The 19,116-nt window shown below is 67.9% G+C and carries 9 protein-coding genes; 5 read left to right on the top strand and 4 right to left on the bottom strand.

The genetic code is table 11. The annotated features are described in order from the left end of the window. Positions 1-10 precede the first annotated feature (10 nt). The 4 genes from SPHPH_RS18715 to SPHPH_RS0102590 all read right to left on the bottom strand — a co-directional run bounded on the left by SPHPH_RS18715 (position 11) and on the right by SPHPH_RS0102590 (position 10,605). Positions 11-2,383 carry an ATP-binding protein gene (locus SPHPH_RS18715; protein WP_051272797.1) on the bottom strand — a complete coding sequence of 791 codons (2,373 nt, stop codon included), beginning with the start codon at positions 2,381-2,383 and terminating at the stop codon, positions 11-13. Continuing rightward, a complete protein-coding gene (locus tag SPHPH_RS0102605; RefSeq protein WP_238302823.1) occupies positions 2,380-3,687 on the bottom strand; it encodes an EAL domain-containing protein in 1,308 nt (435 codons plus the stop codon). The genes SPHPH_RS18715 and SPHPH_RS0102605 overlap by 4 nt, the downstream gene beginning before the upstream one ends. A gap of 484 nt (positions 3,688-4,171) precedes the next feature. Further along, the gene (locus tag SPHPH_RS0102595) at positions 4,172-8,401 is read right to left on the bottom strand and encodes a translocation/assembly module TamB domain-containing protein (RefSeq protein WP_028965293.1); all 4,230 of its coding nucleotides are present in this window, start codon (positions 8,399-8,401) and stop codon (positions 4,172-4,174) included. Continuing rightward, the gene (locus SPHPH_RS0102590) at positions 8,401-10,605 is read right to left on the bottom strand and encodes an autotransporter assembly complex protein TamA (RefSeq protein ID WP_028965292.1); all 2,205 of its coding nucleotides are present in this window, start codon (positions 10,603-10,605) and stop codon (positions 8,401-8,403) included. The genes SPHPH_RS0102595 and SPHPH_RS0102590 overlap by 1 nt, the downstream gene beginning before the upstream one ends. A gap of 289 nt (positions 10,606-10,894) precedes the next feature. Between SPHPH_RS0102590 and SPHPH_RS0102585 the strand changes: the two genes are divergently transcribed. The 5 genes from SPHPH_RS0102585 to SPHPH_RS0102565 all read left to right on the top strand — a co-directional run bounded on the left by SPHPH_RS0102585 (position 10,895) and on the right by SPHPH_RS0102565 (position 19,016). Then, positions 10,895-12,061 (top strand): acyl-CoA dehydrogenase family protein, encoded by a 1,167-nt coding sequence (locus tag SPHPH_RS0102585; protein WP_028965291.1) that lies wholly within the window; start codon positions 10,895-10,897, stop codon positions 12,059-12,061. Further along, entirely contained in the window at positions 12,058-12,825 is a 768-nt protein-coding gene (locus tag SPHPH_RS0102580; RefSeq protein WP_028965290.1) for an enoyl-CoA hydratase/isomerase family protein, read from the top strand. Before SPHPH_RS0102585 ends, SPHPH_RS0102580 begins: the two co-directional genes overlap by 4 nt. 108 nt (positions 12,826-12,933) lie before the next feature. After that, the gene (locus tag SPHPH_RS0102575) at positions 12,934-14,154 is read left to right on the top strand and encodes an efflux RND transporter periplasmic adaptor subunit (protein ID WP_028965289.1); all 1,221 of its coding nucleotides are present in this window, start codon (positions 12,934-12,936) and stop codon (positions 14,152-14,154) included. A 6-nt stretch (positions 14,155-14,160) separates the two neighbouring features. After that, positions 14,161-17,466: an efflux RND transporter permease subunit gene (locus SPHPH_RS0102570; RefSeq protein ID WP_028965288.1), complete on the top strand. Its 3,306-nt coding sequence runs from the start codon at positions 14,161-14,163 to the stop codon at positions 17,464-17,466. Next, positions 17,466-19,016: an efflux transporter outer membrane subunit gene (locus SPHPH_RS0102565; RefSeq protein ID WP_028965287.1), complete on the top strand. Its 1,551-nt coding sequence runs from the start codon at positions 17,466-17,468 to the stop codon at positions 19,014-19,016. The genes SPHPH_RS0102570 and SPHPH_RS0102565 overlap by 1 nt, the downstream gene beginning before the upstream one ends. Positions 19,017-19,116 lie beyond the last annotated feature (100 nt).

Genomic DNA, 19,116 nt, shown 5'->3' with positions numbered 1-19,116 from the left:
CACCTGCCCGTTACGCAGCGTCCCGAACGGAGCGCCTGAGCATGGCACCTATTGCGTCGACCAACGCCTGTTTGGAAACAGGCTTTTCGATAACATTTGTGATACCCGTCGCGTACATGGCGTGGCGCTTGCTCTCGTCCAGCTTTGGGCAGAGCAAGGCGACCGGCGCGCCGTGCGCCGCCTCCACCAAAGCGACGAGATCCGCGGCGGCCTCGCCATAGGTACCTGCATCGAGCAGCACGCCATCCGGCCGCATCTCGTCGATCCGCGCGATCGCCTCGTCCGCGTCGCAGAAGACAATACGCTCCGTCACGAACAGCGCGCGCAGCATGGCGCGCGTGATCGGTTGCCGCTCGACGATCAACAGGCCGCCCTGCTCGACGGCACTGGTCGGCGCTTCGGCGAGCACCAACGGCACATCGACCGTGAAGCGCGATCCCTCGCCCAACCGGCTGTCGACCGTCACGTCGCCTCCCATTGCGCGCGCCAGATTGCGACAGATCGACAAACCCAGCCCGGTGCCGCCAAAGCGACGCGTGGTGCTGGCATCGGCCTGACGGAAAGATTCGAAGATGATCCGTTGCGTCGCGCCATCCATGCCGATGCCGTGATCGGTGACCGCGATCGTCAGCCGCCCCTGCCCCCCCGCGACACGCAGCGAAACGACCCCGGCTTCGGTGAATTTAACCGCGTTAGACAGCAGGTTGAAGACGATCTGCCGCAGCCGCGCGGCATCGCCGACGATCCAGTGCGGCGCGTGCGCGATATCGACCTCGAAGCGCAGGCCCTTGGCGACCGCCGGGTCGCGCCACAGCCGCGCGGCGGCATCGATCGTGGCATGCAGATCGAACGGTGCGACCTCCAGCGTCAGTCGCCCGGTTTCGATCTTGGCCATGTCGAGGATGTCGTCGACCAGCGTCCGCATCGTCTGTCCGGCGGCATGCACGACGTTCAGCCGCTCGCGCACCTGCGGGTCGAGCGTCTTGTCGGCGATCATCACCTGCGTCATGCCCAGAACACCGTTCAGCGGCGTCCGAATTTCGTGACTGGTCGTGGCTAGGAACTCGGTCTTGGCGAGCGACAGCTTTTCCAGTTGCGCATTGCTTGCCGCCAGATCGCGATTGGCGGCGCGTTCGCGGTTGCGGCTCCGCCCGATCATCGCCAGCCCGATGACGAGCAGCGCGATGATCAGCAATGTCGCGCCGACCACGCCGTACAGGATCAGCCGCTGTGACCGGGCCGTGGCGCGCTGGAACGCGATCGTCCGGGCCAAGTCCGCCGCTTTCAGCCGCGTGATCCGCAGCTCCTGATTGGCATAGTCGAAGCGTGCCGCCGCCAGTGCCGCGCTGGTCGAACGAGCGATGTCAGTCGCCTGCGCATCGAGCCGCTGGACGGCGACGAGATGCGGCAATGCCGCGGCGGGATCGCCGTTGTCGACGAAGGTGCGATAGGCGACGTCATGCGCGTGCCGATCGGCAAGGATCGTGTGCGTCAGGTCGACGCCCGCGAAGCGTTGCTCGACCAGATGGCGCGCTCTGACACGATCGCCGGCGTGCAGCGCAACGTCCGCCGCCGCGGCCAGCAACTGCGGCCGGATCGCCGCCGCATCGGGGCGACGCGCGACCGCCAGCGCGGACTGAACGCTGCGCGCCGCACCCGCGACGTCGCCGCCGCGCAATTGCGCGAGCGACAGGTCGCCCAGCGATTGCGCCATCACCGGCAGGCTGCGCAGGCGGCGGGCGGCGGCCAGTTCCTCGCGAAACTCCTGCTGCGCCTCGTCATAACGCCCGAGCGATAGCAAGGAATTGCCCCGGCCGCTTTCGACCGCCACCGCGAGCCCGGGATCGTTGGGATAGCTGTCTTCGAGTTGATCGAAATAGCGAAGCGCGGTCACATGGTCCTGCGCGCTGGTATAGAGCAGCGCAATAAGGATCAGCGCGCGCGCCTGACTGCGACGATCGTGCAGCGCGACGAACATGTGATGCGCACGTTGCAGGCTCGACAAGGCCTCCGCGATCCGACCGGCATCGGTGAGCGCGCCGCCTTGCGACAAGGTGATGTCGGCAAGCAGCCGGGTGGCGTCCGGCAGGCGCGCGGCGATGCCGCGCGCCTGCGCCAGCGTCTGTAGCCCGGCCCGCGGATCGCCGAGCCGCACCTGCGCCTCGCCCGCCAGCCACAGCAATGTCGCGCCGTCCGCGCTTCCCAGCGCCGCGGGTGCCAAGCGCGCGCGGGTGGCCTGTGCCATCGCGAGCGCGGATTCAGGATCGCTGACCATGTGCCGTTCGATCGCGCCGAAGTCGACCGGCGCGGCCCGCGCCGGTACGACCGCGATCAGCAGCGAGGCGAGGATGGCGCCGAGCACGATCCGCGCCGCCGCGATCATCCGCGTTTCCACCCGGCGGCGCGGCGCGTGAACGAGCCGCGCACGTCCTGCGTCGCCTGACGGTGCTGCTCGGCGGCGAGGAACGCGGCAAGCGGCGTCAGTGCGAGCGCCGGGCTGATGAAATAGCCTTGCGCCATGTCGCAGCCCATCACCGACAGCAGCGCCAGCGCCGCCTGCGTCTCCACTCCTTCCGCGACGACCTCCATGTCGAGCGCATGGGCGAGATCGATCGTGGAGCGCACGATCAACGGATCGCGGTTCGAGCTGGTGAGCTGGGTGATGAACAGTTTGTCGATCTTCAGCTCGCATGCCGGAAGCTGCTTGAGATAGGCGAGGCTCGACAGGCCCGCGCCATAATCGTCGATCGAGATGCGCACCCCGATGCGGTCGAATTCGCGAAGATGCGTGATCGCGGCATCGGGATCGCGGATCACCGAGGTTTCGGTCACCTCGAAGCCTAGCCGCGCGTCGGGCGCGGCCGCGATGCAGGCGCAGGCGAGCCGCACGAACTCGGCATCGGCGAGCAGATGGCCCGAGATGTTGATGAAAATCCGCACGTCATGGCCCTGCGTCCGCAGCGCGCGCTGGTCGACGATCGATTGCGCGATCGTCCACAGCGTCAGCCGTTCCATCCGCTGCGCCCGTTCGGTGGCGGGGATGAAGTGGCCCGGGAGCACCAATCCGCGCTGCGGATGCTGCCAGCGCACCAGTGCCTCGACGCAATCGATCGCCTGGCGACGAATATGCACCTTCGGCTGGTAATGAAGCACCATCTCGCCGCGATCGAGCGCGCGATCGACCTCGGCGACGACCGTCTCCTCGACCGCACCGGCCGGCCGCGTGCGCGGGGCGGCGGCGGCTTCCGCGTCGGTCAGCGCAGCCTCGGCGCGTTCGATCAGGAGGGTCGAGTCGCCATCGGCGGGCGCGCAGGCACCGGCGATCGCCATTTTGGGTAAGCAGGAAATTCGGTCGACCTGAATCGGGACACCGCAGATCGCGCGACATTTCACCACGATCTGCGCCAACGCCGCCGGCTCGGCGATAGAGAAGGCCACCTCGATCACGTCGCGGCCGACCGGTTCGACCTCCGCGTCCGGCATCGCCACGCGCAGGCGCGCCGCCATATCCTGCATCACCCGACCGATCGCCTTTACCCCGATATCGCGGCGTAAAGCGTTGTAGTTGGTGACTTTTGCCAGCACGCGCCCTTGCTGCCGCGCCATCGGCACGGTGCTGTCGTCGCGCGGCGTCAGCGGAGCAAGATGGTACAGGCTGGCCATGTCCTTGCCGTTGGTAGAACTCACTCTTGAAGAATGACTTAAGTCGTCACGATCGATGGTGAATAAAGGGTTAACGCCATTGAGCCCTGCCTAACGTTCCATTAAGAAGAAGTCACCCTTCGGGGGGTCACATAAGGGAGAGAGACCCATGATCGCTTTCATCGTCGCGCTTGCCGTCGGTATCGTCGTCAAGCCCTGGTAATTCCAGCGGCGGTCCGGCCTGTGGCTGGACCGCCGAACCAGCGATGAAGCGTGGCGCGGCCTGCCCGCGCGAATGTGGGTGATCCGGCCAGCGATCCGCGGCCGTCGAAGTGCTCCCTGCACATATCCTTTATCTTCAGCTGATCGCCTTCTGCCTGTCGCGGCCGATCGACGTCGTCGAGTTGAAGCTGCCCTGCGCTTCTTCGTCATTCCGGACTTGATCCGAGATCCCGCTTTTCACGCGTGTCGTAAAAGGAAGCAGCGCCCCGGATCCAGTTCGGGGCGCCGTCAAGATAGGGAGCTGCCTCTACCAGTCGCGCGAGTAGCGGAGCTGGACGTTCGACCCGCCGAACGACCCGGCTTGCGACAGGATGCTGATCGACTTGGTCAGCGCGATCGTCAGCTGGGTGGCGGTGAAGCCGCGCGCGTCGGTGACGATCTCGATATAGATATCGTTCGTCAGGTACTTGCCCGCCGCCAGCGCCGAGCCGCGCCCGCTCGCCTCGTCCGCGCCGAGGATGCGCAGCCGGTCGAACCCGGTCGCCGAACGCAGCTTGCCGAGCGGGTTGAGCCCGCCGCCCGACCCGCGCAGCGAGTTGAGCGCCGACGCCAGTTGCAGCGCCTCGGTCGCCGACAGATTCTCCGGATTGGTCCCGAACAGCAGCCGGCTGAGCACCTCGTCCTGCGGCAGTGACGGGGTGGAGGTGAAGGCGATCTGCGGGCGCTGTCCAGTGCCGGTGATGTTGATGTTGAACGTCACGCCATCGTTGCTGGTGGTGGCGAGGATGTTGATGTCCGGATCGGTGAGCGCCGCGCCGCCGCGGAAGCGCACCTGCCCGCGCGACACCTCGAAGCGCTTGCCCGCGAACGAATAGGTGCCGCGCACCAGATCGAGTCCGCCACCGATCGTCGGCGCCGCGCTGGTCCCGCCGATCCGCAGGTCCATCGACCATTCACTCTCCAGGCCCATGCCCGAGACGAACAGCTGGTTGTCGGCGTGGACGCGCAGGTCGAGCTTGAACAGCCCCACCGCCGGGGCGGCCGGGCGATCGGTCGGGCGCGCGGGCCGCGGCGCGTCGCTCTTGCGACGGATGCCGGTCAGCTCGGGCACCTCGGCGGCACCCTGACGGATGATCTCGTAGCGTGCGTTGGGGACGAGGATATCGCCCGAGATCAGCCCGCCGTTCGCATTGTTCTGGATGCGAATATCGCCGGTCGCGGTCGCGCCGAGCGCGTCGGACTTCGCCAGCCGCGCATTGCGCAGCGCGACCCGCACGTCGAGCGGGAAGCCCTGCGCCGCCGCGAGGCTGACGTTGCCCTGCGCCTGCACCGTTCCCTCGCCGGCCTTGGCCTGAAGCTGCGACAGCTCCAGCCGGTCGTTGTTGAAGCGCGCACCGATCCGCATGTTGGTCAGGCGCGTGCCATAGGTCTCGTTGGTATAGGTGAGATTGTCGGCGCGGATCAGGCCGTTGATGCGCGGCGCGCCCACCGTTCCGCCGAAGTCCGCCGCGATCGCGATCGGCCCCGACAATTGCTGCTCGGCGAGCCCGGCGAGGCTGAACAGCACGCCTGACGGCCCGTTGTAGCGGATCCCGCCCGCCAACGGGCCCTGCATCAGGCGTGTCGTCCAGCTGCCGCTGCCGCTCGGCGTCAGCGTTGCGACCATCCGGCCGACCGGGGTGCCGCCGCGCTTGATGAGCGCACGCCCCTCACCTGCCGCGCTGGTCAGCCGGCCCTGGAAGACCACGTCGACCGGCTCTGACACCGAAGTCAGGCTGGAGCGGGTGAAGTTGGCGATGTTGACGCGTGCGTCGGCTGTCGGGAACGCCTGACCCGCCTGCTGGACATAGTCGACGCTGCCGGTCGCTTGCCCGCCGAGCCCGAGATTGGGCACGAGCGCGTTGAGCAGCGCGAGGTCGAGCCGGTCGAGCCGCAGCTGTGCCGAGGTTGCGCCGCCGCCGAACTTGCCCGCCAGCCGCATCGAGCCCTTGTCGAAGTCGAGACGTGCCGGATCGAGGCGATAACCCTTGCCGTCAGGCACGATACGCGCCGGAGAAGCGGTGCGGAAGTTGACACCATTGGCCGCGCCTTGCAGCGCCACCAGATATTGAGACGGCGACAGCTGCGCATTGGCGGCCAGGCGGAACGGCACGCTGTTCGAACCGGTCAGCAGCGCCTGAGCGGTACCGGAGCCGTTGGCGTAGTTCACACGCACGCGCCCGGCCTCGATCACCGTTGCGCCATAGCGCATGTCGGCAATCTGCGCGTCGGCGCGGACCTGCGGCTTGTCGTAGAGCACGACGTCGGCGTTGATGAGCGCGCGCCCGATCGTGAAGTCGACCGCGCCCGGGATCTTCGCCGCGAGCGCGCGCGCATTGACGCTGGCGCGCTGATACTTGCCCTGCGCACCCAGCGTCGCGAGGCCGTTCAGACCCTGCCCGTTGAAGCGCACCTGCCCCGCGAACGGCCCGGCGGCGGTCTGGACGACGCGCCCCGCGAACTGGACGCCCGCGAACAGCACGCGGCGGATATCGACCGCCAGCTGCTTGCCCGGCGTGACCAGCACGTCGGCGTTGAACGGCCCGTAATTGGTGCCGCCGGTCGCGTTGACCTGATACGACCCGCCACGCCCCACGACACGCGCGTCGAGATCGGCGAGCCCGATCCCGACCCCCGGCCGCGGCGCGCGCAGCCGCACGACCGGCGCGGTCGCCGAGCCGGTGACGCGCGCGAACAACGGGCCATATTGCTTGGAGTAAGCGTCGGCATCGACCAGCAGCGCACCGCTCGCCGGATCGAAGCGCCCCTGCCCGCGCGTGATGCGGAACAGCGGCGCGTTCATCTTCAGGCTCTCGAAGGTAACGACGCCCTCGGGCGAGTAACCGAAGCGCGTGCTGAGCACCGCATTGCCGCCGAGGAAGTTGCGCGCGCCCTCGTTGAACAACCGCTTGGTCTGCACCGCGACGCGCCCGGTAATCCCGAACCCGCCGCGCGCGCCGGGCACCAGCTTGGCATCGGTCTGAATGTTGAGGATGCCGACGCTGTCGACACGGAAGTTGTTGACGCGCCCCTGCAACCCGCCGGTGTAGCGGCCGGTCTCCATATTGGCGGCGACGATCGCGGTGGCGTCGATCGTGTCGGAGCGGATGCGCAGATTGTCCGACAGGATGTTCGGCATCTGGATCGCCAGATCGCCATCGATCCGCGCGTTGGTGGTGAGGCCGCCGAGCGCCGGATTGAGCCCCGCGATCCGCTTCGCGCGCGCATGGACAGGCACGAGGATGCGGTCGCTGTTCACGCGCGCCAGCCCCTCGGCGTACAGATTCTCGACGCTCATCTCGCCGAAGCCGAGCGAGGTGGCGCGGACCTTATAGTCGACGGTTGGGGTCGCGAACGCGCCGTTCAGCACCACGCGCGCCAGCACGTCACGCCCACGAACGTTGGGGGCGATCGCGCCGGGGGTGAGCAATTTGGCATCGACCGCGAAATTGCCGAAGCGGCTGTTCTTGAGATCGAGCATGCCGCCGGCGTCTACCGCCAGCGCGTTCGAGGTCAGCTTGACGCGTGTATCGGCGCTACGCTCGCCGAGCGTGACGTCGGCGGCGACCTGCAAGGCCGGCGCGGTCAGCCGCTCGACCGGGCCTTCGAGATAGAGGCCGGGGCGCGTCGGACCGCGCACCTCGAAATGACCGTTGCGTGCGGTGAGCGCGAGGTCGGCGAGCTGCCCGCCGCCGAGCGTGGCGAGCGCACGGCCCTGCCATGACGCCCAGCTGCCGCGGCCGGTGACGGTCGCGGTCAGCGGCGCCTTCAGCCCGCCCAACTGCGCGACCATCCCGCTCGCCGGGGCGGTGAGGCGCACGTCGACGTCGAGCTTGTCGTCGTCGGGCACCGCGTCGATCTTGATGCGCGCGACATCGCCACCCGCAACGCCGGGCGCGCGGAGCGTCACCGCATTGACCAGCAATTGCGCGCGGCGGTCGGCGATATGCGCCTGACCGTCGAACCGCGCGATGTGGCGCGCGCCCGACACTGCGGGCTCCATCACGAAGCGCGCGACCTGCAGGCGGTTGATGTCGATATCGAGATCGGGGAGCAGCGGTGCGTTGGGATCGGTCGGCTCGGTCGAGGGCTTGAGCTCGGGATTCCGGCGCAGCGTGATGAGCTGGCTCGCGACCGAGCGCACGTCGACATGGTTGTTGGCGAAGGCGAACGGGCGCCAGTCGACATCGAGCCGCGGCGAGGTGAGGAACACGCCCTTGGGGTCGCTGACGCGCACGTCACTGAGCCGCATCCGGCCGTAGAGCGAGCCGTCGATCCGCCCGACCTTGATGTTGAGCCCCGAGGCGGTGGTGTAGCCGCCGATCTGGTCGGCGACGAAGCGGCGGCCCGGATCGGTGTTGATTCCCAGCACGATCGCAACGAGCAGTAACAGCAAGGCGAGGATCGCGATGCCGATCCACTTGAGGATGCGCAGCCACAAGGGGCGGCGCTCCACCACGATCGTGCCCTCGCGCGGCGCCAGCGTGTCGTCAGTCATCAGAACGCCTGCCCGATCGAAATATAGAGCGCGACCTTGGCATCGCCGGGTCGCGGGTTGAGCGGCGTCGCCACGTCGACGCGCATCGGGCCGAAGTTGGTGTAGAAGCGGCCGCCGATGCCCGCGCCGAAGCGCAGGTCGCTGCCGTTCGGCAGGCTGCTCTCATAGGTGTTGCCGCCGTCGATAAACGGCACGATCCCGAAATTACCGAAGCGATACCGCGCCTCGATCGAGAATTCGTTGAGGCTGCGTCCGCCGATCGGGCGGAGATCCTTGACCTCGTCGCGATCCTTGTCGTCCGGCACCAGCGAGCTTTCGGGCTCGAGCGGCCCAAGCCGCTGGAAACCATAGCCGCGCACCGATCCGCCGCCGCCGCCGTAATAGCGCCGCGACGGCGCGATGTCGTCGCGCGCGATCCCGAAGATGCTACCCGCACGGAGGCGGCCGGCGATCACCAGACTGTCGGAAACGGGATAATAAGCCGTCGCCTCGACCAGACTGCGCCCATAAGGCCGCACCGAACCCTGCACGGAGGTTTCGGGGCTGAGACTCAGTTTCAGGCGATAGCCGCGCGTCGGGTTGAGCAGATTGTCCGAGGTGTCGAACTGCACCTGCCCCGGCAGCGCCAACACGCCATAGGTGCGGCGAACGCGATCGTTCTCGGCGAAGTCGAAGACGCTTTCGTTCGTGCCGACCAGCTCGAACCCATAGGCGTAGGTGAATTTCTTCTGCCAGATCGGGGTCGAATCGTAGGAGATGCGCCCCGACAGCGTGCCGGTGAACGCCTCGAAAGCGTCGTAATTGGCGCGCAGCGCGCTCGCGACGAAAGTCACTGTGCGGTCGCGCTTGCCGGCGTTCTGGCGGCGGAACGTACCCGATAGCCCCTGCTGCTGCGTGCCCGCGATCGCGCCCAGGATCAGCGCACCCTCGGGCGGGAAGCGGTTGCGGTTGGTGAACGTGCCCTCGACGGTTACGCCCTGCCCGGTCTGGAAGCCCGCGCCGCCCGACAGGCTCTTGGCGGGCCCGCGGGTCTGGCGGACCATCAGGTCGACCTGCTCGGTGCCGTCGGGGAGGATCGTGCCGGTGCGGACCGGCTGGACGCCGACGCCGTTGAACAAACCGGTCGCGACCAGCGCCTCGCGCAGATCGTCGGCCTTGCGATTGTCGTACAGCTCGCCCTGATCGAAGCGCGGGAAGACGTTGAGGTGCTTGAGGTCGAAGACCGGCTCGCCCTCGGTGCGCAGCACGCCGAACGACGAGCGCGGCCCGGTGTCGACCGGCAGCGTATAGTCGCCGCGCGCGGTCTGTTCGTCGAGCAAGATATCGCGCTCGCCGACCTTGACGAACGGATAGCCCTGTTGCGGCAATTTCAGGCTGACGTTCGCCTCCGCGCCCTGCACGCGCAGCGCCTCGATCGGGTCGCCGGTGCGGAGCGGCAGTTCGCGGCGGACCAGATCGGGCGGCGTGGTCGGATCGGCCTTCACCGCGATCGTGCCGAGCTTGTATTGCTGGCCGGGCGTCGCGCTGACGATCGCCTTGATCTTCTGGCCAGCACCGGGAACGGTCTCGATCGTCGAGATCGCGGAGGCGTCATAATAGCCGAGCGACTTCATCAGCCGCACCGCGAGTTGTTCGTCCTCGCGCCCGCGTGCGGCGACCTGCGTGGCATTGTCGGCCTTGCCCTTGCCCTCGCGCAGCGCCGACAGCGAGTTAAATTCGTCGGTCAGCCCGAGCGGATCGAGCCCGCGCACCTCGTTGGTGTAACGGATATCGGGCGCGTCCTCGTCCTTGACGTCGGCGACCGAGCGCAGCGGCTCGGTGTTGAAGGTCGACAGCGGCTCGAGCGGCTGGGCAAGCGCGGAGTCGACCGCCGGCGGCGGGGGCAGCGTGCCCGGGGTGATCGGCTGTTGTGCGGCGGCGTCGGCAGCCGGCGTGGTCGCGGGTGCCGTGGTGTCGGCGGGCATCGGCTCGAGCGGCGCGTTGATGTCCCCCGACAGCGGCGGGAGCGCCTTGTCGAACTCGGCGTCGGGGACGATCGGTGCGTCGCCCTGCGGATCGGCGGCCGGCGGCGTCTCGCGCGGCGCATCGGGACCCCGCGCCGGGGCGGTGCCCGGCGTCTGGATCTGGCCTTGCGCCTGTCCTGCGATCAACGCGATCCCGGCGCTGGCCAGGAGCAGGCGGGAGTGACGAACCGAAAAAACCAAGAACAACGCCCCTTTGTGCGGGAGAGTCCGGCAATCCGGTTCTGATCTCCCGTCCCACGGCAACGATCCACCGGCGAAACGGTTGCGCGCTTTGGGTCGGAGCGAAGTCAGGGATCGTCTCGTCGCCCCGGACTTGATCCGGGACGCCGCTTCTTCGTGGCTCCCCTGGAAGAAGAAGCGGGATTCCGGATCAAGTCCGGGATGACGGAGGGGGGAACCATCATCGACACCGCTGGCGCACGCCCGGCCAACAGCTTAGAGCCGGCGGCAACGAACGCTGGGAGAGCGCATGAACTTCGATCTCGACGACGATCACCGCATGATCGCCGAGCTGGTGCGGCGCTTCGTCGATGACGAACTGGTGCCGCTGGAGAACGGCCTGCTGGAACGCGATGCCGCCGGGCACGGGCTCGAGCTGACCGCGGACGAGCGCGCCAACGTCGATCGCATCTCGCGCGAACTGGGGCTGTGGGGGCTGGATGCACCGGCCGATGTCGGCGGGACCGACCTGCCCGCGGTCGCGATGGTCGCGGTCAACGAGGCGCTGGGCCGGACGATCGTGCCGTGGACGCTGCCGCCCGACAGTCCGAACCTGCGGATGCTCGCCGCCACCGTCGACGACCGTCAGCGCGAGGCGTATCTCGCCCCCTATGTGCGCGGCGAGACGATCTCGGCGATCGGCATCTCGGAGCCGGGCGCGGGCTCCGACCCGGCGGGCATGAAGACCACCGCGGTGCGCGACGGCGATGACTGGGTGCTCAACGGCCGCAAGATCTGGATCACCAAGGCCGACCGCGCCGACTTCACGATCGTGATCGCGGTCACCGACAAGGAAAAGCGCCAGCGCGGCGGAATGAGCGCGTTCCTGGTCGATCGCGACGCGCCGGGCTTTTCGGTGGTGCGCCCGATCCCGATGATCGGCGGCGAGACCACCTATGAGGTCGCGCTCGACGATTGCCGCGTTCCGGGCTGGAAGTTGCTCGGCACCGAGGGGCAGGGCTTCGCGCCGATGCAGCTGCGGCTCAACACGCGCCGCGCCGAGATGGCGGCGAATGCAATCGGGATGGCGGCGCGCGCGCTCGACATGCTGGTTGACTATGCCCCGCAGCGCACCACCTTCGGCAAGCCGCTCAGCGAGCGGCAGACCGTGCAGAACTGGGTCGCCGATGCCGCGATCCGCATCCATGCCGCGCGGCTGATGGCCTATGATTGCGCATGGAAGATCGATCAGGGCCGCGACGCGCGCACCGAAGTGTCGATGCTCAAGAGCTTCGCGCTGGAGATGGCGTGGGAGGTGCTCGACCATGTCATGCAGGCGTTCGGCGCGATGGGGATGACCCGCGAGCTGCCGCTTGCGCAGATGGCGGCGCGCATCCGCCTGATGCGGATCTACGATGGCCCGACCGAGATCCACAATTGGGTCGTGGCCCGCAACCTTCTGGGAACCCGCGCATGAAGCAGCATCTGTCCATGACCCGCGAGGATCATGTCGCCACCGTCGTGATCGACCGCGCGCCGTACAACCACGTCAACGCCGCGCTGATCCATGCGCTCGCCGACGTGCTGGACGAATGCGACGCCGACCCGGAGGTGCGCGCGGTGGTGCTCGCGACCGAGGGGCGCGTCTTCTGCGGCGGCGCCGACCTGACCGGCGACAAGCCGCTCACCACCGAAGACGGCGAAAGCGAAACCCCCGCCCTGTACCGTGGCGCCTATCGATTGTTCTCGGCGAAGAAGCCGATCGTCGCAGCGGTTCAGGGCGCGGCGGTCGGCGCCGGGCTCGGGCTCGCCTTGGTCGCCGACTTCCGCGTTGCCGCGCCCGAGGCGAAGTTCTCCGCCAATTTCGTGACGCTCGGCTTTCACGCGGGGTTCGGAATCAGCCTCACCTTGCCGCGCGTGATCGGCAGGCAGCACGCCAGCCTGATGCTGCTGACCGGGCGGCGCGTGAAGGCGGACGAGGCGCTGCGCTACGGGTTGGTCGACCAGATCGCCCCCGATGCACGCGCCGCCGCGCAGGCGCTGGCCGCCGAGATCGCCGCGAACGCGCCGCTCGCGGTCGAAGCGACACGCGCGACGCTGCGCGCGGGGCTGGCCGAGGCGGTGCGCGAGCGGACCGAGCATGAGCGCGCCGAGCAGGACCGCTTGATGCAAACGCAAGATTTCCGTGAGGGATTGCAGGCTGTTGCCGAGCGGCGGCCGGGACGATTCCGCCGCGGTTGACGAATAAATGTTCGCCGGTGCGAAACATTTGCGACAAATAGCGCTTAGCCGAGGACACCCTCGGGTTCGGACAGGCACAGAGTGAAAAGAAATTTGACGGTACGGCGGATGCGCGCGGCGGCCGGGCTGGCGAGCCTTGCGGCGGCGCTTGCCCTGTCCGCCTGTGGCGGTGGCAGCGACAACGGGCAGGCCAAGGGCAAGGGTGGCCCGGGTGGTCCCGGTAGCGGCCCGACGACGGTCGGCTATGTCGTCGTCCAGCCGACCGCGGTGCCGACGATCAGCGAACTGCCCGGCCGGACGGTCGCCTATGAAAGCTCGCAGGTGCGCCCGCAGATCACCGGCGTGATCCAGAAGCGCTTCTTCACCGAGGGCGCGCTGGTGAAGCGCGGGCAGCCGCTTTATCAGATCGACCCGTCGCTTTATCGCGCCGCCGCCAATCAGGCGCAGGCCAATGTCGCCAACGCGCAGGCGACGTTCGCCGCCGCCAAGATCCGCGCCGACCGCTACAAGCCGCTTGCCGAGATGGAGGCGATCAGCGCGCAGGATTATACCGACGCGGTCGCGCAACAGCGGCAGGCATCGGCGCAGATCGGCGTCAACAGCGCGCAGCTCGACAGCGCGCGCGTCAACCTGCGCTTCACCACCGTCCCCGCCCCGATCACCGGGCGGATCGGGCGTTCGTTGTTCACGGTCGGCGCGCTGGTCAGCGCGACGCAGGCCGATCCGCTGGCGACGATCCAGCAGCTCGACCCGATGTTCGTCGACATCCAGCAATCGAGCACCAACCTGCTCGCGCTGCGCCGTGCGCTCGCCGCCGGCGGCGCTGCCCCGGCGCGCGCGGAGGTGACGCTGAAGCTGGAGGACGGCAGCGATTACGGGATCAAGGGCACGGTAGAGTTCGCCGAGGTCGTCGTCGACCAGAGCACCGGCACCGTCACATTGCGCGCGCGCTTCCCGAACCCGCAGGGGCTGCTGCTGCCGGGCATGTTCGTCCGCGCCGAGTTCGCGCAATCGATCCTGAAGAACGCCTTCCTCGTGCCCCAGCCCGCGATCAGTCGCGACGCCAAGGGCAATGCGACGCTGTTCGTGGTCGGCGCGAACGGCAAGGCCGAGCAACGCAACATCAAGGCCGATCGCACGCAGGGCGCCTACTGGGTGGTCACCGACGGGCTGAAGCCCGGCGAGAAGATCATCACGCAGGGCCTCGCGAACCTGCGTCCCGGCGCACAGATCCGCGCGGTGCCCGCCAATGCGCCGCAGCCGGTGAAGGCCCCCTCACCCGAGGAAATGAAGAAACAATCCGGTGGCGGTCAGGGCAAGGCGGGCTAAGCCGGCATGTCCCGCATCTTCATCGACCGCCCCATTTTCGCATGGGTGCTGGCCATCATCGTCATGCTGGCCGGGGTCGGCGCGATCCTGTCGCTGCCGATCGCGCAATATCCCGACGTCGCGCCGCCGCAGGTCTCGATCCGCGCCACCTTCCCCGGCGCGAACGCCCAGACGATCCAGAACAGCGTCACGCAGGTCATCGAGCAACAGCTGACCGGCATCGACGGCCTGCTGTATTTCCAGTCGAGTTCGTCGAGCCGCGGCTCGGTGACGATCACCGCCACCTTCGACAAGGGCACCGATCCCGACATCGCGCAGGTGCAGGTCCAGAACCAGGTCCAGCAATCGCTGAGCCGCCTGCCGCAGCAGGTGCAGCAACAGGGGCTGGTGGTCCGCAAGTCGAACCCCGACTTCCTTTTGATCGTCGGCGTCTATGACACCACCGACAAGCTGACCAATCAGGACGTTTCCGACTATCTCGTCTCGAACCTGCAGGACCCGCTGGGGCGTATCCAGGGCGTCGGCGACACCAACGTCTTCGGCTCGCAATATGCGATGCGGATCTGGCTCGATCCCGCCAAGCTCAACAGCTTCCAGTTGATGCCGGGCGACGTCATCACCGCGATCCAGAACCAGAATACCGAAGTCGCGGCCGGCGAGATCGGCGGGCAGCCGAGCCCGTCGACGCAGATGCTCAACGCGGTCGTCACCGCGCAATCGCGGCTCCAGACGCCCGACCAGTTCGCCAAGATCATCCTGAAGACCGAACAGGACGGCGGCACCGTCCGCCTCGCCGATATCGGGCGGATCGAGCTGGGCGCGGAAAGCTACAATGCGTTCAGCCGCGTCAATCGCCACCCCGGCGCCGGCATCGCGGTGCTGCTCGCGCCCGGCGCGGACGCGCTCAAGACCGCCGAGTTGGTCAAGGCGCAGGTCGAGCAGGCATCGAAGGCGTTCCCGGCCGGCGTGACCTATGCCTTCGCCAACGACACGACCGACTTCATCAAGCTGTCAATCGAGGAAGTGGTCAAGACGCTGATCGAGGCGATCATCCTCGTCGTCATCGTCATGTTCGTGTTCCTGCAAAGCTGGCGCGCGACGCTGGTGCCCGCGATCGCGGTGCCGGTGGTGCTGCTCGGCACGTTCGCGGTCTTCTATGTCGCGGGCTTTTCGATCAACACGCTGACGTTGTTCGGGCTGGTGCTCGCGATCGGCCTGCTGGTCGATGACGCGATCGTCGTGGTCGAGAACGTCGAGCGACTGCTGGAGGAAAACCCCGGCATGACCCCGCGCGAGGCGACGATCGAATCGATGAAGGAGATCACGGTCGCCCTCGTCGCGATCGCGCTCGTGCTGTCGGCGGTGTTCATGCCGATGGCGTTCTTCGGCGGGTCGACCGGGGTAATCTACCGCCAGTTCTCGCTGACGATCGTGTCGGCGATGGTGCTGTCGGTGCTCGTCGCGGTCATCCTGTCGCCCGCGCTGACCGCGACGCTGCTCAAGCAGACCCACGACCAGCATGGCGATCCGATCGAGGAAAGCTGGATCGGCCGCAAATTCCCGCGCGTCGCGCACGGGCTGGAGCGCGCGCGCGACGGGTTCAACAATACCTTCGATCGCGGCGTGGCGCGCTACGTCGCGAGCGTGCGGCGGGTGATCGATCGCAAGGCGCTGTTCCTGCTGATCTACCTGCTGACGGTCGGGTTGCTGGCGGTGCTGTTCCTGCGAATGCCGACCGGCTTCCTGCCGACCGAGGACCAGGGCGCGGCGATCGTGCAGTTCCAGTTGCCCGCGGGCGCGACGCGCTCGCGCACCGAGGACGTGCAGCACAAGGTCGAGGATTATCTCGCCACCAGCGAGGGCAAGAACGTCCGCACGATGTTCACCGTCAGCGGCGGCGGTGGCGGCGGCGCGAGCGGGCAGAATACCGGTCAGGGCTTCGTCAATCTCGCGCCGTGGGACGATCGCAAGGGCAAGGAAAATACCGCCGATTCGATCGTGGCGCGTGCCTCGGCAGCGTTCCGCGGCCTGCGCGACGCGCGTGTCTTCGCGCTGGTGCCGCCGGCGGTGCGCGGGCTGGGGCAGTCGAACGGCTTCACGATGGAATTGCAGAATTCCGGCGGGCTGACGCAGGAGCAATTCGCCGCCGCCAAGGACAAGTTGCTCGCCGCCGCCAACGCCGATCCCGCGCTCGCCTCGGTGCGGCTGACCGAATTGCCCGACACGCCGACGCTGAAGATCGACATCGACCAGCAGAAGCTCGCCGCGCTCGGGCTGACGCAGGCCGACGTCAACACGACGCTGTCGACCGCCTGGGGTGGCCGCTACGTCAACGACTTCGTTGACCGCGGGCGCGTCAAGCGCGTGTTCGTGCAGGGTGACGCGCCATATCGCGCCGCGCCGACCGACCTGAACCAGTGGTTCGTGCGCGGATCGAACGGCCAGATGGTGCCGTTCGCGGCGTTCGCGCAGATCGGCTGGAGCCAGGCTCCGGTGACGCTGTCGCGCTTCAACGGCATCCCGTCCTACGAATTCCAGGGCGCGGCGGCCGAGGGCAAGAGCTCGGGCGACGCGATGACGCGGATCGAGGAACTGGCCGGACAGGTGCCGGGGACCAGCGTGTCGTGGGCCGGGCTGTCGTTTCAGGAGCGGTTGTCGTCGGGACAGGCGCCGTTGCTGTACGGGCTGTCGATCCTCGTCGTCTTCCTGTGCCTCGCGGCGCTGTACGAAAGCTGGTCGATCCCGTTCGCGGTGCTGCTGGTGATCCCGCTCGGGCTGATCGGCGCGATTCTGTTCACGACGCTGCGTGGCCTCGTCAACGACGTCTATCTCCAGATCGGCCTGCTGACGACGATGGGGCTCGCGGCGAAGAACGCGATCCTGATGATCGAATTCGCCGAGCAGGAAGAGAAGAAGGGCAAGCGTGTCATCGACGCCGCGCTGGCCGCGGCGAAGATCCGGTTGCGCCCGATCCTGATGACCAGCCTCGCCTTCATCTTCGGCGTGCTGCCGCTGGCGATCTCCACGGGCGCGGGCGCGAACAGCCGGATCGCGATCGGCACGTCGGTGATCGGCGGGATGATCACCGCGACGGTGCTGGCGATCTTCTACATCCCGTTGTTCTTCGTACTGGTGCGGCGCGGCTTCCGCGACGGCTGGAAGGGGCTGCGGCGTGGTGCCGATCCCAGTTCCGAGCCGGGCCCGGACGATGACGGTCCGCACGACCACGGCGGCCACGCCGCACCCGACGCGCCCAAGCAATTGCCGCGTCCGATCGACAAGCCCGCGCTGCCCGCGCCGGAAGGGGCATGATGACTCGCCTGATCGCCGCGCTCTGCGCCTCCGTCGCGCTCGCGGGCTGTTCGCTCGCGCCCACCTACGTCCGCCCCGCCCCGCCGGTGCCGACGTCATGGCCGGTCGGCGACGCCTATCTGCGCCAGAGCGAGGCGGCGCTGCCCAGCGTCACCTATCGCGACGTCTTCCGCGACGCACGGTTGCAGGCGCTGATCGATCAGGCGCTGGTCAACAATCGTGACCTGCGCGTTGCGGTCGCCAATATCGAGGCGACGCGCGCGCAATATCGTATCCAGCGCGCCGATTTGTTCCCGCAGCTCAACGCGACGAGTGCCTACAGCTATCGCGAGAGCAGCCGCTCGGGGGTGAACACCGGCGTCAACACCGGCGGAACCGGTACCGGTGGAACGGGCACCGGCACGGGCACTGGTGGCACGGGAACCGGACCGGGCACCGGCGGAACCGGCACCGGCACCGGCGGGACCACCGTCGTGTCGGGCTCGAACAGTACCTTCCAGGCGCAGCTCGGTGTCACCGCCTTCGAGATCGACCTGTTCGGGCGCGTCCGTTCGCTGACCGGCGCGGCGCTATCGCGCTATTTCGCGCAGGAGGCCGCCGCGCGCGCGACGCGATTGACGCTGATCGGCGATATCGCCAGCGCATGGCTCAATTATGCCGCGGACAAGAGCTTGCTGACCGTCGCCGACCAGACCGCGGTTGCGGCGCGCGCCAGCGTGCGGCTGACCGATGCGCGGCGTCGCGGCGGCGTCTCGCCGCGCACCGACGTGCGGCAGGCCGAACAGATCCTCGCCACCGCGGAGGCCGACCTCGCGCAGCAGCGCAGCTTGCTGGCCCAAGACGTCAACGCGCTGCAACTTCTGGTCGGCGCCCCGATCGATCCGGCGCAATTGCCGGCCGGGATCGAACAGGCCGCACAGACGATCGGCGAGTTGCCCGCCGGGATCGACTCGGGCGTGCTGCTGCGTCGCCCCGATGTCGTGCAGGCCGAATATTCGTTGCGCGCCTACAATGCCGAAATCGGTGCGGCGCGCGCGGCCTTGTTCCCGCGCATCTCGCTAACCGGGCTGGTCGGCTTCGCGAGCACTGCGCTGCGGACGCTGTTCTCGGGCGATGCGTTCAACTGGTCGGTGGCGCCCAACGCCAGCTATCCGATCTTCCGCGCCGGTGCCGGCCGCGCGAACGTCGACTATAGCGTGGCGCAGCGCGACGCCGCGCTCGCCAATTACGAACTGACGATCCAGAGCGCGTTCCGCGAAGTATCCGATGCGCTCGCCCGCCGCGGGACGATCACCGACCAGCTTGCGGCAAACCAGCGCTTCTACGCCGCGGCAGTCGACACGCTGAACCTGACCAATGCGCGCTATCGTGGCGGGATCGACACGTACCTCACCTCGCTCGATGCGCAGCGGCAATTGTATTCGGCGCAACGAACGCTGGTCGCGACGCAGCTCGTGCGCGCCACCAATCTGGTGACGCTGTACCGGACATTGGGCGGGGACTCGCTGCTCGACGTCTCCGATCAGGGGCCACGACCGACAGCAAACTAACCTTGGTTCGTCGTCCCGGACTTGATCCGGCACCCCGCTTCTCTCGTTACTGCGAAGAAGAAGAAGAAGCGGGATCCCGGATCACGTCCGGGATGACGAA

Origin of the sequence: Sphingomonas phyllosphaerae FA2, from assembly GCF_000427645.1 — a bacterium.
Taxonomy (GTDB): domain Bacteria; phylum Pseudomonadota; class Alphaproteobacteria; order Sphingomonadales; family Sphingomonadaceae; genus Sphingomonas; species Sphingomonas phyllosphaerae.
The sequence above is the reverse complement of the archived record's forward strand: the minus strand, read 5'-3'. Positions and strand labels throughout refer to the sequence as shown.

Bases quoted from the DNA above. Each gene is read 5' to 3' on its own strand.
- SPHPH_RS0102580 (WP_028965290.1), top strand. From the start codon at position 12,058: ATGAAGCAGCATCTGTCCATGACCCGCGAGGATCATGTCGCCACCGTC.
- SPHPH_RS0102575 (WP_028965289.1), top strand. From the start codon at position 12,934: ATGCGCGCGGCGGCCGGGCTGGCGAGCCTTGCGGCGGCGCTTGCCCTG.
- SPHPH_RS0102565 (WP_028965287.1), top strand. From the start codon at position 17,466: ATGACTCGCCTGATCGCCGCGCTCTGCGCCTCCGTCGCGCTCGCGGGC.
- SPHPH_RS0102570 (WP_028965288.1), top strand. From the start codon at position 14,161: ATGTCCCGCATCTTCATCGACCGCCCCATTTTCGCATGGGTGCTGGCC.
- SPHPH_RS18715 (WP_051272797.1), bottom strand. From the start codon at position 2,383: ATGATCGCGGCGGCGCGGATCGTGCTCGGCGCCATCCTCGCCTCGCTG.
- SPHPH_RS0102585 (WP_028965291.1), top strand. From the start codon at position 10,895: ATGAACTTCGATCTCGACGACGATCACCGCATGATCGCCGAGCTGGTG.
- SPHPH_RS0102595 (WP_028965293.1), bottom strand. From the start codon at position 8,401: ATGACTGACGACACGCTGGCGCCGCGCGAGGGCACGATCGTGGTGGAG.